A 14,193-nucleotide genomic window follows, 5' to 3' on the forward strand; every position below is an offset into this window, starting at 1 on the left:
CTCCAGATTACTTCGTTGCATTTCCGCAATGATTTAAAAATGAGGCTTTTTTTCTGCTAAAATAAAATTAAAGATAAAAGAAAGCGCGCTCGAAAATTAAATAGAAAGGGAAATATATTTAAAAATAAAAAAATTGTACAAAAATATAATAGAAAGAAGGAAATTCTTATGAAACCAAAACAAATTTATGTAATCCTAATAGCTTTAGCAGTTTTTTCAGAATTTTACTCAATATCAGTGTCTGCCGATTCAGTTGTTTCGAATTCTCAAGAAGTAATAGCTCCTTTAAGAATACTACCACGGATGAATATGGAATTTGAAGGTGGTAGTTCAGATAGTGGATATTGGACCAATACTTCTAATCTAACATTTATTCAAAACACTGCTTCTGGAGCACTTTATTATGATCAAGTAAATCATAAGTATGTTTTTGCTCAAACGAGAGGTCCAATGGGAGCCGCAATTTACGTATTTAATGCTCAAGGAGTAAACTGGTAGAAAGGAGAAAATATAACATGTTTAAAAAGGAGAAAGAAAATAAAGAAAAAATCCTAAAACGAATTGATGAACTTCTGAAAAATAAGTCAGAACTTAAATCACGTGAGAAAGAAATATTATTGAATTATCGCGAACGAATTGAAAAAAGTAAAAACCTTGAATTCGAATTAGTTCATTTTAGAAATGCCTTACTTCCCTTGGTTATTAGTTCTCAACTTTCTCAAGAAGTCTTGAGTTTTTATAAGGAACTTCGAGCTGAAAGAAAAGTAGCTTGGGGAGAAGGAAGTTCTTTGTTGACAGGAATTTCTCAATTTCCACAAAAAAGAAAGTGATGTAGATTATTAGAGTAAAACTCAGATGAATAATTCTATTTACGCTGTATAATCTGATTATTTTAGAAAAGAGGTATTAAAATGTTACTTAGTATCGCTATACTATTGATAATCTGGGGGGCTTACTTAATAGGAAAAAAATATAAAGATTCTTTTTTAATCAGCTATGGCCGAAGGAAAAGAGGAATGATTATCATGTCTTCGTCGGTATTACTTCTTAGTTTCTTTGTTTTTGTAAAAAATGATGGCTTGTTCCCAGTAGTTTTATTCTCTATTCTTTTAATTGGCTTAGGTATCTATTATTTAATACATGATAGTAAACGAGATTCTGAGGGAAAAAAAGAGAATTAAACTTAACAAGGAGGTAGAGTGATGGTTTTAGTTTTATGGCTGGCGATTATCGTCATCTCATTTCTTTTACAAATCTATGTTTGGCCACGAATTCCAAAATCAATTTTTAAGTATAGAGGTTTAGTCTTATCTATCTCTCTCATTATTCTTATTTTTGTTGTAAGAATACCACTAGAAATTACTGCATTGACACTTCCATTTTATTTGATGATGTTTTTCGGGCTCTTTCTTTTTTGGAAAGATAGAAAACTTTAAGTAAATCTGTAGTTAAAAAATTAAAGGTACTCGATTGAGTGCCTTTTTGAGTAAATTTATACAGGTGATGTGTATATTATTAAAAGTACAAAACATAAGGAATCTATTTTATGGTATAATAATCTTGCTTAAAAATTTATTAAAATAAGCGTTAGTAGGGAAGTAGTAATGAAATTAAAAGATATAGAGAAATCAACAAATAAAAATCTTTATCTGCTTTTTCTAAGTGTACTCGTGGGATTGACTGCGGGTTTTTTGGCCAGTCTTTATCGGTTGGCACTGGAAAAAGCTGAAACTTGGGGCTTGAGTATTTATCGCTTCGTTAGCTCACACCTTATTTTTATTCCCCTCCTTATTTTGGGTTTGGCTTTCTTAGCGTTTGTGGTTACTTACTTTATGAAGAAATACCCGATGAGTTCAGGTTCTGGGATACCACAAGTTAAAGGGCAATTACAGGGTTATTTTAAAAATAATTGGTTCACGACGGCTTTTGCTAAATTTATCGCTGGGACTTTAGCAATGTTTGCAGGTCTATCACTGGGGCGTGAGGGTCCCTCAGTTCAACTTGGGGCTTCAATGGGTCAGATGGTTTCTAGCCGGTTGGCTGAAACTGAACGTCATAAAAGAATTCTAATTGCTTCTGGGGCATCTGCTGGTTTATCTGCTGCTTTCAATGCCCCTTTGTCAGGTGTCATGTTTACTTTGGAAGAAGTATTTAAATACTTTTCTCCATTGATTTTATTAACTTGTATGACCTCAGCAATGGTTGCTGATATGGTTGCACGAATAATGTTTGGGAGTGGTCCAGTTTTTCATTTCCAAATTGTTGGTTCAATTGAACTCTCAAATTATTGGCTACTTATTATTTTAGGAATTATTTTAGGATTTTTCGGTGCTTTTTATAACTGGACACTCCTCACAAGTCAAAATTTGATGAAGAAAATAAAAAGTCCATTTCTTCGTGTTTTACTTACTTTTTTAGTGGTTGGGGCAACTGGTTTATTGTTTCCTAATATAATTGGGAGTGGCCATCGTTTAATGGATTCCTTTAGTTTAGGAATGGGATTAGCCTTTCTATGTTTGATTCTCATTGGGAAATATCTGATTTCAATGGTATCTTATGCTTCGGGGGTGCCAGGAGGAATTTTCTTTCCCCTGTTAGTTTTGGGTGCTAGTCTTGGAGCTGTTTTTGCGACAATTGTCATTTCACTTTTTCATCTTCCAAGCCATTTGTTTGCCAATCTAGTAATTTTAGCGATGGCTGGGACTTTTACAGCAATTGTTCGAGCACCGATGACTGGAATCCTTCTTTTGGTGGAAATGACTGGTTCATTTGACCATTTACTTCCTCTGGCTCTTGTCTCTTTAATTGCCTATGTCGTTGCTGATTTATTACAATCTGAGCCAATTTATGATTCTTTATTAGAGAACATGTTGAAAGAAAAAGAAATTGATGTTGATGATTCGGATAAGCAGATGATGTTTGAAACAATTGTTCAATTTGATTCAGTTGCGGATCGTAAGAAGTTGTCAGAGATACATTTACCAGAAGGATGTTTGCTTGTTTCGGTTCATCGTTCAGGTAAGGATATTATTCCACACGGGAATACCGAATTACAAGCAGGAGATTATTTGACCTTTTTGATTAGACGAGAAGATGAAGTGATTGCTAGAGAACAGCTTCGTCAGGTTTTAAATGAAAAATAAAAAAGTGATATTCTATCACTTTTTTTAGTTGCTTAAATATTGCCAAAGGATTGATAAAAACAGACTCACAGCATAAGCGCTGTTAAATAGAACCATATTTCTCAGTGAATAAACAAAGCTGCGAGGACTTGGAACTTGACTAGCATGAGATTTTAGATTCTTTCTGATAATTGGAAAAGTGAGTAAACTAAGTAAAGTTGGCCATTCAAATATTCTAAAGATAAATCCAAGAATAATAGCTAAATAGGAAGAATACATCAAAAGTTGAAAAAGTTTGATTCCGTTTGAACGACCGATATAATAAACTAATGTGTAACGATGATTTTTTATATCGCTATCTAAATCACGTAAATTATTGGCCAGCATGATGTTTGCAATGGTAAAAATGAGTGGTAAACTTGCAATTATCATGGCGATGGCTGCAAAAATACTACCAGTAAAGCTAAAAGAGTCGTTTGTAAAATCAAGATTTAGGTTAAAAATAGGTGATTGAGCGCTGTTGATTAAGATGATCATTGCAAAAATTCCAAAGCCCATTGTCCCACCAGAAAAAATTTCTCCTAAAGGCATACGTGAAAGTGGAATAGGACCATAGGTATAGAAAACGCCAATAAAGAAGACGATTCCACCAAGAATAAAGAAAAGCCAGCCAATAAAATAAGCGAGGAGAAATCCTAAAAAAAGGCTCAAAATAAGCATAAACAAGATAATAGAAGCTATCAATCGGGTGGAAAGATTGGCTTGACCAATGATGTTTTCTTGCTTTTTGTATTCTTCATCTTTGGCTTTTTTGAAATCTTGATAATTGTTAATAGCAGTTACGGTCATATCAAAAAGGAGCATAGCTATTAAAAATACGAGAGATAGGCCAATATTTATCATTTTAAAATAGCTTAAACTAAAAAGTAAACCAATAATGTAAGGGAAAATACTGGCGATTTTAGTTTTAATTTCGACGAGTTCTAAAAAATTTTTGAGGGACATAACTACTCCTGAAAATATAATTTGAATAAAAACAGCCGTTATTTTACGGCTTTTACTTATTTATTTTTTGAGAAAATAATTCTCTATTTTTTAATCATATTAAAAATATTTAAGCAAAAATGTTAACAAATGTTACTCATTTTACTGAAGTGCTTTCATTTCTATTGTAATTATAACTGATTATAGGTTAAGAATCAACATATACTTGAAGATTATATTTAGTAATCTTTGTTAAGATAAATATAAAATATGCTAATTTTAATTGATTTGTGAACGGTTTAAGCCTCCAATAGTTCGTACTAAAGATACTACAATATGAGAATAAGATTTGAAGGAAAAGGCTTTATAATCAGTTTTGTGAGGGATTCTTAGCATTTATTTTAAGGTTCGGTTAAGTAATGGATAATATAATCATCTCTCATGAGTGGTGGAGAAAATTTACTACTGATGTTAAATTGTTTTTTAACTCACAATAAGTTGTGAGAAATGAATTTTTAAACGTCCATAGCGTGCAATGACGTTAAACTGCTTACGGTAATCCTACACAAGCGTTCGGACTTTATGATGTGTATGGGAAGTAACCATGTTAATAGAAGATAGACTGGATTCAGTTTGAATCCTATGGAATGTTCTTAGTGGCGAAATCGAAAGGTCTAAATGAAATTAAGTAAAGTTGCTATTTCAACGGGATTAGTTGCATCATTCATGTTTATTGGGGGCGGAATCGCTCATGCGGATACACCTAAATCAACTCATGAAGTTGCTATAGAAGTAATTAACGGAAACTACGGAAATGGAGATACTCGTGTCACTAACCTTCAAAGTAAAGGTTTTGATGTGAAAGCAATCCAAACAGAAGTTAATAACATTCTTACAGGAACAACAACTCAAGTTTCTGCAACAACTAAAACTGCTGAAGAACAACCTACTAAAGTTACATCAGTTGCACCAACTCAAGCAACACAAAGTGTTTCTGGTGGGCTTAATATGAGCCAAACTTCTGGACAAGTTGACATCCAAGCTCTTGCTAATTATATGGCATCGAATACAGCTAATGCAGCGGGCTATTCTGCTAGCGAATGGGCTTATATCATTACTCACGAATCAAATGGTGGGATTGATAGTGTGAATTCAAGTTCAGGTGCTTATGGTGCTTTCCAATTGCTAGGCCATGGCGAATATGCTGGAATGACTTTGGCAGAACAAATTGCGATGGCAAGTAAACTTCCTGCTGGTAGCTGGGTTGTTTATAACTAAGCATTGATTAAAACTCGTCTTAAAATCTTTGATAAATAAATCAAACTTAGTGGCTCATAGCAATCAACTCTCAAGTTCGTTTGGGATTGATTGAGTATAAAAAAGAACACCGAATTCGGTGTTCTTTTTTATTAGATGGCCCCTGCCAGAATCGAACTGGCAATCACTGCTTAGGAGGCAGTAGTTATATCCAATTTAACTAAGAGACCAGAGATAAATTACTGACAGACTTACAAAATATTTCTGTCAGTAACTTTTAATAAGCTTTATTTATTATCAGCATCAAAAACAATGCCAGCACTTTGACGCATTTTATATGAAGTTTCTGAAACTTCTTGGGCAAATTGATGTAGGTCATAACTTGCAGCAAAATCATTATTTTCTAAGATTTGGGCAAAGTCAACAGCTTCATCATAAAGAGAGTGTTTTGGAGCTTCAATGTCGATTATAGTTTCTGAACCATCCATAGCAATGAATTTGGCAGAAGTAATCGCATTAACACCATCCAAAATTAAAGTTCCATCAGTAGTATAGATTTCACTAGGAAGATATGAATTCACATTTCCTGCGCATTTAATCGAAACTTTGTAATCTTGATAGTCAAGAATTCCAACACCAGCTAAATCAACGCCTGACGGAAGTAAAACTGCATCATAAGTTGCTTTTTGTGGTTTGCCAAACCAAAAGATTGCAGCATACAAAAGATATACACCAAGATCGGCTAAAAGTCCACCAGAGAATTTTGCATTAAATTTATTAGGGATTTCACCGTTTAAAAGAGCAGGCATTTTTGATGAATATTTTGAATAAGTAAAGTCTGCCCCTTTGACTGTTTTGTCAGCAAGAAAGTCTTTAATAATCGAAAATGAATGTTCATGAATATTTCTGGCTGCTTCAAAGAAGAAGACCTCATTTTCTTTAGCAAGCTTAATAATTTCTGTCAGTTCTTTAGGATTTGAAAAGGCAGGTTTTTCAACAATGACATTATGTCCGGCTAAAATTGCGGCTTTAGCTTGCTCAAAGTGGAGGGCATTTGGACTGGCAATATAGATAATATCAAGTGAAGCTTTAAAAAAAACGTCAAGATTATCGAATTTTTGGATGTCTTTAAAATCAGCAGAAAACTGATCAGCAGATTCGATCCGACGGGAATAGACCGCAGAAAACTGAAATTTTTCAGTCATATGGGCAGCATCAATAAATGAGCGAGCAATCCAGCTCGTACCAATTACTCCAAGTTTTAGCATCAAATTCTCCTTTATAGGTGGACAGAATCATTCGTTAGAAGATTCTAAAATTCTGTTAAAAGCTTGTTCTATTATATCAAATTTTTTCTTAAAGGTCATTGCTCTACTATTGAATTTTCAGTAAATAAATTATAAAAATAAGAATTCCAAAGATTCCATGTCACTTATTAAGAGCTTTTGTCAGTAAAATTAAGAGTTTTTGATGTGAACGCTTAAAAAGTAAAAAAATTGTCAGTTGATGACAAAAAGCTCAAAAATTGTGGTAGAATATATAGAAGAAAATTTGGAGAATTAATTTTGAAGAAAACGTTGATTATTGGTGTCACTGGTGGGTCAGCAAGTGGAAAGACAAGTGTTTCACATGCTATTTTAGAAACTTTTTCAAATGAACGAATTGCAATGATTGAACATGATAGTTACTATAAAGATCAATCGCATTTGACTTTTGAAGAACGGACAAAAACGAACTACGACCATCCATTAGCCTTTGATACAGATTATTTAATTGCTCAATTAAAAGAGCTTCAATATGGACGAGCGGTTGATATTCCGATTTATGATTATGCAAAACATACGCGTTCACAAGAAACTTACCGTCAAGAACCTGTTGATGTTTTAATCGTTGAGGGAATTTTGGTTTTAGAAGATGAACGTTTGCGTGATTTAATGGATATCAAAATATTTGTTGATACAGATGACGATGTGCGGATTATCCGTCGAATTCGCAGAGATATTGAAGAAAGAGGAAGAACTCTTGATTCAGTAATTACACAGTATTTAGATGCTGTTAAGCCAATGTATCATCAATTTATTGAACCCACAAAGAGATATGCAGATGTGATTATTCCTGAAGGGGTATCAAATACTGTTGGTGTTGATATTATTACGACGAAAATCGCTAGCATTTTAAACGACTAAAAAAAGCTGTCTATGACAGTTTTTTTGTTTTTGGATAGTGAATCTCGTGAAAAATTGGAAAAATAAAAAGGCTAATTGTCCTTAAATAGCAATAATGGTAATGCTTACTTTTTTTGTGAAAGTATGATATACTTAATTCGTAACAATTGCAGAAAGGAAATCCGCAACTTAAAGCGGTGGGTTATGAGAAATTTGTAACCAAGGGATTTTGTCAAAATGGAACTTTTTGAATCACTGAAACAAAAAATTAGTGGAAAAGGCTTAAAAATTGTCTTTCCTGAAGGAACTGATGCACGTATTTTAGGTGCTGCAAATCGTCTTAACGCTGATGGACTAATTACACCTGTCTTTATTGGAAATGTAAAAGAAGTCACTGAAACATTGATTTCACGTGGAATTAATCCTGAAGGCTTTGAGATTTATGACCCAGAAAATTGTGGACGTTTTGAAACGATGACGGAAACTTTTGTGGAACGTCGTAAAGGTAAAGTTACAGAAGAACAAGCAAAAGAGCTCTTGAAAGACCCAAATTATTTTGGGACGATGCTTGTTTATATGAAAATTGCTGACGGAATGGTTTCTGGCGCAATTCATTCAACTGCTGATACTGTTCGTCCGGCCCTTCAAATCATTAAAACGAAACCAGGAGTAAAATCTGTTTCTGGTGCTTTTATTATGGTTCGTGGTCGTGATGACAATGAAAAATATATTTTTGGTGACTGTGCGATTAACATCAAACCAGATGCACCAACTCTTGCCGATATTGCTGTAGCTTCATCTGAAACAGCAGCACTCTTTGATATTGACCCCAAAGTTGCCATGCTTTCATTCTCAACTAAAGGTTCTGGGAAATCAGAAGATGTTGATAAAGTAGTAGAAGCGACAAAACTTGTTAAAGAAGATTACCCAGAAATTGAAATTGATGGTGAACTTCAATTTGACGCTGCTTTTGTTCCAGCGGTGGCTCGTCAAAAAGCACCAGATTCAACTGTTGCTGGTCGTGCCAATGTCTTTATCTTCCCTGATATTCAATCAGGAAATATTGGATATAAAATTGCTCAACGATTGGGTAATTTTGAAGCGATTGGGCCAATTTTGCAAGGTTTGAACGCACCTGTTTCTGACCTTTCTCGTGGAAGTAACGAAGAAGATGTCTATAAACTTGCAATTATCACAGCTGCCCAAGCTTTAAAATAAATAATGATATTCTGTCAGTAAATTTGTAAATGAATAATTACTGACAAGTCTGTCATTAATCCGCCATTTGAGGCGGATTTTTTTGTTGGTCTAAAAATGTTATAATTAAAGAATCAAAAAGGAAATGAGAAAAAATGAGAAAATCAAAAATTTTTGCTCTAGTAGGGTCGATTATTTTTTCAATTTTGGCACTTGTTGGGCTAATTAGTTTTTGGGCCATTATTTATATGCCAGAGAATTCAGAAATTATGACAGAACTTCAAGATTCAGGATTTGATAAGCAATTATTATCTACCGCGGCGATGATTGCAGGTCTGATTTTAATCGCTTTACTGGCTTTAAATTGGGTGGCTTTTGCAAGATTGACAAAAGAAAAAGGTTGGGGAATTTATTTCTTAGTTGTTGGTATCTTTTATTGTGTAGCATCTGTTTTTAACGGTGTTGGCTTAATTTTGACCTTACCAGTTGCCCTCTGTTTCATTCTTGCTTACGTCTATCGAAGACGAGAAGTCCTTGAAAATAAATAAAAAAAATTACTGACAAACTTTCTGTCAGTAATTTTTTGATTAGACTTTACATGATGCCCCAATGATTAAAAGCATTGATGATTCCGTGGTTAGTATTTTCTGTAGAGATAAAATCGGCTAACTCTTTTAATTCAGGAACAGCATTTCCCATTGCCGTTCTGTGGTCAGCTGCTTTGAATAAATCTAAATCATTGCGACCATCACCAAAGGCGAAAGTTTGACCAGTGAAATTTAGCACTTCTTTGACATGATTAATTCCTGTCCCTTTGTTAGTTGTGCTGTTTGTAACATCAATCGAACTTGGAGAGTTCATGAAAAAGTTAAGTTCAGGAACGCGTTCTTTATAATAATCAACTTGGCTGAGTTGATTGGTCAAAACCAAGAGCATATTGACTTCCTGAGAGAGGTAACGTCTAGCATCTGCCTGAGGCATTGGCATATGAGTGTAAGCATAAGCGGTTTTAGCTAAGTCAGTTAATTCACTCACCCAATAACCTTGACTGTCATAAAAAGAAAGAGCTTCTGAGTGAGGACTTGCTGCCTCAAGTAATTTTTCAACACTACTTGTCGGAATTTCTTCTTTATATATTGTTTCACCATCTAAAACAATATACTGTCCGTTCATGGCAACCGCTCCACTAATCCCAGTTAAACTCATGATTTCATCAAGTTCAAAATGTCCACGGCCAGTAGCAATGAAAGGTAAAACACCATTTTCGCGAATCCGATGAATTCCTTCAATAACTTCTTGGTCAAGTTTACTTTGACTGTTAAGCAACGTTCCGTCTAAATCGAAGAAGGCTAAAGCCTTATAATCATTGATATTTTCCATAATTTTATTGTATCAAATTTATGATATAATTGTAAGTGGAATTATCCATTCTTTTATAAAGAATTTAAATGACTGACAGAACTGTCAGTTTGTGTTAACTATAAAAATAAATAAATATAATTAATATTGTTTTACTGACAAACCTGTCAATATTATTAAAAATGAGTGAAAGTAAAAAAATGCCTGCAAAGAAAAAAACAACCAGAAGAAATACTAAAAAAGAACAACTTAAAAAGGCCGCAACACGCAAAATGATTGCTTTTTTTGTTGGGCTTCTTTTAATCTTATTTGCGCTTGCTCGCCTAGGAATTGTCGGAGTCTTACTTTACAACATTGTCCGCTTATTTGTTGGTTCTCTTGCGATTATTTTTCTTCTCTTGCTTGCTGGACTAATGATTATTTCCGTCTTTCGTAAGCAAGTTTTAAAAGAAAATAAAAGAATTATTCCAGCCATTATTTTAACTTTTATCGGCCTAATGTTTGTCTTTCAAATTCGACTTCATCAAGGATTTAATGAAACTTTTCATCTTATCTGGTCTGATTTAATGGCTGGCCGTGTCATTCATTTTGTCGGCTCAGGTGTCATTGGAGCATTAATCACCGAGCCTGCTAAAGCCTTGTTTTCAGTCATTGGTGTCTATATTATTGCTGCAGTACTTTGGTTAGTTGCTATTTATCTCATGATTCCAGGACTTTTCCCTAAAATGCGTGAAGATTTACATCAACGTTTAGCGAAATGGAAAGAAAAGCATGCCGAAAAAGCAGAAGCTAAAAAAGCAGCGAAAGCACTTGCTGAGCTAGAAAAAAAACAAGCAGTAGCCGAAAGAGAAGAGCTTCCAGAGGCAGCAGAAAATTCATTATTTACCTCAGCACCTACTGAAATTCCAATTAATATTCCGGAAGCGCCTTTTGAAGAAAATGAAAATGAAACTGAAAGTCCAGTTTTAGCAGAAGTTCCTCTTGATGATGAACCTGTCAATTTTTCAAATACTAATAACTACAACGGTAACTATAAATTACCAACCATTGATTTACTGGCAGAAGTTCCTGTCAAAAATCAATCAGGCGAACGTGAGAATGTTCGTAAAAATATTGGTATTTTAGAAGAAACTTTCAAATCTTTTGGGATTGGTGCCAATGTTGAATCGGCTGTCGTCGGTCCATCAATTACAAAATATGAAATCAAATTAGCGACTGGAACAAAAGTTTCACGCGTTGTTAATTTATCAGATGATTTGGCCTTAGCCTTAGCTGCCAAAGATATCCGAATTGAAGCACCAATTCCTGGGAAATCTTTAGTCGGCGTCGAAATTCCTAATGCCGAAGTTGCAATGGTTGGTTTCCGCGAAATGTGGGAGGCTGGCAAAACTAATCCAAGCAAATTGTTAGAAATCCCTCTTGGTAAATCATTAGATGGTGGAATTCGCACATTTGATTTAACAAGAATGCCTCACTTATTGGTTGCAGGATCAACTGGTTCAGGTAAATCAGTGGCGGTAAATGGTATTATTACTTCAATTTTGATGAAAGCTTTGCCTAGTCAAGTGAAGTTTCTGATGGTTGACCCTAAAATGGTCGAACTTTCTGTTTACAATGATATTCCTCATCTATTGATTCCAGTCGTAACAAATCCACGTAAAGCTTCACGTGCCCTTCAAAAAGTTGTTGACCAAATGGAAGAACGCTATGAACTCTTTAGTCGTTATGGCGTCCGTAACATTGCTGGATATAATGAAAAAGTACAAAGATATAATGCAGAATCAGATGAAAAAATGCTTGAACTTCCTCTGATTGTAGTCATTGTTGATGAATTAGCCGATTTAATGATGGTTGCCAGTAAAGAAGTGGAAGATGCAATTATTCGTTTGGGACAAAAAGCTCGAGCAGCAGGGATTCATATGATTCTTGCGACACAACGTCCATCTGTTGATGTCATTTCTGGACTAATTAAAGCAAATGTTCCTTCAAGAATTGCCTTTGCTGTTTCATCTGGAACAGATTCACGAACAATTTTAGATACTAATGGGGCTGAAAAATTACTAGGTCGTGGGGATATGCTCTTTAAACCTATTGATGAAAATCATCCGATTCGTTTGCAAGGGGCTTTCTTATCTGACGATGATGTCGAATCTGTTGTGACCTTTATTAAAGACCAATCAGAAGCTCAGTATGACGAAAGCTTTGACCCTGGTGAGGTAGATGAGAGTCAAGTTGGTACGGGCGCTTCAAATACAGGTTCTGGTGACCCCTTATTTGAAGAAGCACGAAATATGGTTATTATGGCTCAAAAAGCATCAACGGCTCAATTGCAACGAGCTTTAAAAGTTGGATTCAATCGCGCCTCTGACTTGATGAATGAGTTGGAAGCGCAGGGAATTGTTGGTCCTGCTAAAGGAACGACTCCTCGTAAAGTCCTTGTTAGTCCAGATGGAGAATTTATTGGAGGAGTAGAAGAGTGAGTGAGGAACTATATTATCGTCACTATTTTCTACAAATCTATGAAATCTTACGAGAAGATGAGCAAAATAAAGAACTTTCAATCAAGGAAAAAAATGTTTTAGCTGATGCTTTGGTTTTAAATGAACGCAAAGAACCAGTTTTACAAATATTAGGTCAGCTTTATATGCGCTTAGAATTTTGGAATCGGCCTGCTGATGATGAGATTTTAAAAGGCGGCATGAAAGCCCCAGTCAGAACACTTTATGAAGAATTAAAGGCAGATAAAAATATCACTTCTTCACAAAAATTTATTCCAGGAGTTGAAGCGTATCGACCGATTACATGGAATGATGCTTTGTATGGAAATAAAATGACGGAAGATGATGGCTTTATCGGTGGGGGCTATGTCACTTTTGACTCTAATGAAAAATATAAATCAATGGAAGAGAGAATAGCTGTACCTGATAATGAAATTGTTAGAAATGCAAAATCAAGTTTTGCTAAACTCTTTCAAGTTGGTTGTTTAGGTTTTGCTTTGCTCATCCTGCTCCTTGTTCTCTTGGGGTTTGCTTTAAAAATGGTAACGAGGTAGTTAAAAATGACAGTATTTGATGAATTTAATGAAATCAAAAGAAAAGGACTCCCTCAAATTTTAGTAATTTTTGGTGAGTCAAGGGAACTAGTTGGAGAATTGAAAAATCAGCTCTTAACAGAGGTTAATTTCGAGCCAACGGATTTGAGTCAGGCTTATTATGACTTAACTCCTAGTAATAGTGATTTAGCCCTTGAAGATTTGGAATCTCTCCCTTTTTTCTCAGATTCTCGGTTGGTAATCCTAGAAAACTTGGTTAATTTAACAACGGCTAAAAAAAGTGTTTTAGATGAAAAACAGTTGAAGCGCTTTGAAAATTTTTTAGATGATCCGCCGGAAACTACGCAACTTGTTTTAATCCTTTATGGAAAATTGGACAGTCGTCTTAAAGTTGTTAAAAAATTAAAAGCTAAAGCAGCTTTGCTTGAAGCACAAGAATTAAAGAGTCAAGAATTAACTCAATATTTTAGTCGAATAAGCCCTTTACCAAAGGCAGTTTTGAGTTTAATTGCCGCTAAATCAAATGATAATTTTTCAGTAATGAAGCAAAATATTGACCTCGTTCAAACTTATGCACTAGGGCGAGAAGTGACACTTGATGATGTGGAAAAAGTCGTCCCAAAATCGCTACAAGATAATATTTTTGCCTTAACTGATTTAATTTTTAAAGGAAAAATTGATGAGGCGCGTGATTTAGTACATGATTTGACCTTGCAAGGGGAAGATTTAATTAAAATATTAGCTATTTTGACAAATTCTTATCGTTTGTATTTACAAGTCAAACTTTTCCAATCCAAAGGTTGGCAAGAAAATCAACAAGTCGCCTTTTTAAAAATGCACCCTTATCCTGTAAAATTGGCCAATCAATTGGTTAGAAAATTAAACGTTAAATCCTTAAAAAATGGACTTTCTGATTTAATTAAACTTGATTTTGATATAAAAACAAGTGCAGCTGATAAATCCTATCTTTTTGATATCACTTTAATCAGGTTGACCTTGAAAAAAAACTGAAAATCTGTTATCATAAATAATGGACATTTTATAATGATGATGAAGA

The 14,193-nt window shown here is 34.4% G+C and carries 15 protein-coding genes and 1 tRNA gene; 12 read left to right on the plus strand and 4 right to left on the minus strand.

What is annotated here, in order from left to right; all coding sequences use genetic code 11:
* Window positions 1-168: 168 nt before the first annotated feature.
* The 5 genes from LDP15_RS01365 (at window position 169) to LDP15_RS01385 (ending at window position 3,143) form a co-directional block, all read left to right on the plus strand.
* Complete coding sequence (locus tag LDP15_RS01365; protein ID WP_015426854.1) at window positions 169-498, plus strand: lactococcin family bacteriocin; 330 nt, start codon at window positions 169-171, stop codon at window positions 496-498.
* Between the two features lie 17 nt (window positions 499-515).
* Window positions 516-830 (plus strand): bacteriocin immunity protein, encoded by a 315-nt coding sequence (locus LDP15_RS01370; RefSeq protein ID WP_225513420.1) that lies wholly within the window; start codon window positions 516-518, stop codon window positions 828-830.
* Window positions 831-911: 81 nt separating this feature from the next.
* The gene (locus LDP15_RS01375) at window positions 912-1,181 is read left to right on the plus strand and encodes a hypothetical protein (RefSeq protein WP_015426853.1); all 270 of its coding nucleotides are present in this window, start codon (window positions 912-914) and stop codon (window positions 1,179-1,181) included.
* A gap of 21 nt (window positions 1,182-1,202) precedes the next feature.
* Window positions 1,203-1,436, plus strand: coding sequence for a hypothetical protein (locus tag LDP15_RS01380; protein WP_042230541.1), 234 nt, complete (start codon window positions 1,203-1,205; stop codon window positions 1,434-1,436).
* Between the two features lie 168 nt (window positions 1,437-1,604).
* Window positions 1,605-3,143 carry a ClC family H(+)/Cl(-) exchange transporter gene (locus tag LDP15_RS01385; protein ID WP_015426851.1) on the plus strand — a complete coding sequence of 513 codons (1,539 nt, stop codon included), beginning with the start codon at window positions 1,605-1,607 and terminating at the stop codon, window positions 3,141-3,143.
* Between the two features lie 24 nt (window positions 3,144-3,167).
* Here the strand turns inward: LDP15_RS01385 and menA are convergent, their stop codons facing one another.
* Window positions 3,168-4,127: a 1,4-dihydroxy-2-naphthoate polyprenyltransferase gene (gene menA / locus LDP15_RS01390; RefSeq protein WP_015426850.1), complete on the minus strand. Its 960-nt coding sequence runs from the start codon at window positions 4,125-4,127 to the stop codon at window positions 3,168-3,170.
* Window positions 4,128-4,784: 657 nt separating this feature from the next.
* On the opposite strand from menA, the gene LDP15_RS01395 reads away from it, so the two are divergent.
* A complete protein-coding gene (locus tag LDP15_RS01395) occupies window positions 4,785-5,384 on the plus strand; it encodes a transglycosylase (protein WP_003130347.1) in 600 nt (199 codons plus the stop codon).
* 136 nt (window positions 5,385-5,520) lie between these two features.
* Here the strand turns inward: LDP15_RS01395 and LDP15_RS01400 are convergent.
* Window positions 5,521-5,593, minus strand: a tRNA-Arg gene (locus LDP15_RS01400).
* Between the two features lie 57 nt (window positions 5,594-5,650).
* Window positions 5,651-6,631: a Gfo/Idh/MocA family protein gene (locus LDP15_RS01405; RefSeq protein WP_015426849.1), complete on the minus strand. Its 981-nt coding sequence runs from the start codon at window positions 6,629-6,631 to the stop codon at window positions 5,651-5,653.
* A 297-nt stretch (window positions 6,632-6,928) separates the two neighbouring features.
* Between LDP15_RS01405 and udk the strand changes: the two genes are divergently transcribed.
* The 3 genes from udk to LDP15_RS01420 all read left to right on the plus strand — a co-directional run bounded on the left by udk (window position 6,929) and on the right by LDP15_RS01420 (window position 9,273).
* The gene (udk, locus tag LDP15_RS01410; RefSeq protein WP_010906081.1) at window positions 6,929-7,549 is read left to right on the plus strand and encodes a uridine kinase; all 621 of its coding nucleotides are present in this window, start codon (window positions 6,929-6,931) and stop codon (window positions 7,547-7,549) included.
* A 216-nt stretch (window positions 7,550-7,765) separates the two neighbouring features.
* Window positions 7,766-8,746 (plus strand): phosphate acetyltransferase, encoded by a 981-nt coding sequence (gene pta / locus LDP15_RS01415; protein WP_015426847.1) that lies wholly within the window; start codon window positions 7,766-7,768, stop codon window positions 8,744-8,746.
* A gap of 134 nt (window positions 8,747-8,880) precedes the next feature.
* Window positions 8,881-9,273 (plus strand): hypothetical protein, encoded by a 393-nt coding sequence (locus LDP15_RS01420; RefSeq protein ID WP_015426846.1) that lies wholly within the window; start codon window positions 8,881-8,883, stop codon window positions 9,271-9,273.
* A 46-nt stretch (window positions 9,274-9,319) separates the two neighbouring features.
* Here the strand turns inward: LDP15_RS01420 and LDP15_RS01425 are convergent, their stop codons facing one another.
* Window positions 9,320-10,105 carry a Cof-type HAD-IIB family hydrolase gene (locus LDP15_RS01425; RefSeq protein WP_003129459.1) on the minus strand — a complete coding sequence of 262 codons (786 nt, stop codon included), beginning with the start codon at window positions 10,103-10,105 and terminating at the stop codon, window positions 9,320-9,322.
* Window positions 10,106-10,266: 161 nt separating this feature from the next.
* On the opposite strand from LDP15_RS01425, the gene LDP15_RS01430 reads away from it, so the two are divergent.
* Genes LDP15_RS01430 through holA form a run of 3 tightly spaced genes read left to right on the plus strand, consistent with a single transcriptional unit; the run spans window position 10,267 to window position 14,147 of the window.
* The gene (locus LDP15_RS01430) at window positions 10,267-12,564 is read left to right on the plus strand and encodes a DNA translocase FtsK (protein WP_225513421.1); all 2,298 of its coding nucleotides are present in this window, start codon (window positions 10,267-10,269) and stop codon (window positions 12,562-12,564) included.
* Complete coding sequence (locus tag LDP15_RS01435) at window positions 12,561-13,136, plus strand: hypothetical protein (RefSeq protein WP_017864841.1); 576 nt, start codon at window positions 12,561-12,563, stop codon at window positions 13,134-13,136. The genes LDP15_RS01430 and LDP15_RS01435 overlap by 4 nt, the downstream gene beginning before the upstream one ends.
* Window positions 13,137-13,142: 6 nt before the next feature.
* Complete coding sequence (gene holA / locus LDP15_RS01440) at window positions 13,143-14,147, plus strand: DNA polymerase III subunit delta (protein WP_015426844.1); 1,005 nt, start codon at window positions 13,143-13,145, stop codon at window positions 14,145-14,147.
* Window positions 14,148-14,193: the final 46 nt, after the last annotated feature.

It is taken from the genome of Lactococcus sp. SK2-659, assembly GCF_020218185.2.
GTDB lineage: Bacteria > Bacillota > Bacilli > Lactobacillales > Streptococcaceae > Lactococcus > Lactococcus lactis.

Coding starts and splice junctions, on each gene's coding strand:
- LDP15_RS01395 (WP_003130347.1), top strand. CDS start 4,785: ATGAAATTAAGTAAAGTTGCTATTTCAACGGGATTAGTTGCATCATTC.
- LDP15_RS01365 (WP_015426854.1), top strand. CDS start 169: ATGAAACCAAAACAAATTTATGTAATCCTAATAGCTTTAGCAGTTTTT.
- LDP15_RS01425 (WP_003129459.1), bottom strand. CDS start 10,105: ATGGAAAATATCAATGATTATAAGGCTTTAGCCTTCTTCGATTTAGAC.
- pta (WP_015426847.1), top strand. CDS start 7,766: ATGGAACTTTTTGAATCACTGAAACAAAAAATTAGTGGAAAAGGCTTA.
- LDP15_RS01385 (WP_015426851.1), top strand. CDS start 1,605: ATGAAATTAAAAGATATAGAGAAATCAACAAATAAAAATCTTTATCTG.
- LDP15_RS01370 (WP_225513420.1), top strand. CDS start 516: ATGTTTAAAAAGGAGAAAGAAAATAAAGAAAAAATCCTAAAACGAATT.
- LDP15_RS01430 (WP_225513421.1), top strand. CDS start 10,267: ATGAGTGAAAGTAAAAAAATGCCTGCAAAGAAAAAAACAACCAGAAGA.
- holA (WP_015426844.1), top strand. CDS start 13,143: ATGACAGTATTTGATGAATTTAATGAAATCAAAAGAAAAGGACTCCCT.
- LDP15_RS01420 (WP_015426846.1), top strand. CDS start 8,881: ATGAGAAAATCAAAAATTTTTGCTCTAGTAGGGTCGATTATTTTTTCA.
- LDP15_RS01380 (WP_042230541.1), top strand. CDS start 1,203: ATGGTTTTAGTTTTATGGCTGGCGATTATCGTCATCTCATTTCTTTTA.
- LDP15_RS01405 (WP_015426849.1), bottom strand. CDS start 6,631: ATGCTAAAACTTGGAGTAATTGGTACGAGCTGGATTGCTCGCTCATTT.
- LDP15_RS01375 (WP_015426853.1), top strand. CDS start 912: ATGTTACTTAGTATCGCTATACTATTGATAATCTGGGGGGCTTACTTA.
- menA (WP_015426850.1), bottom strand. CDS start 4,127: ATGTCCCTCAAAAATTTTTTAGAACTCGTCGAAATTAAAACTAAAATC.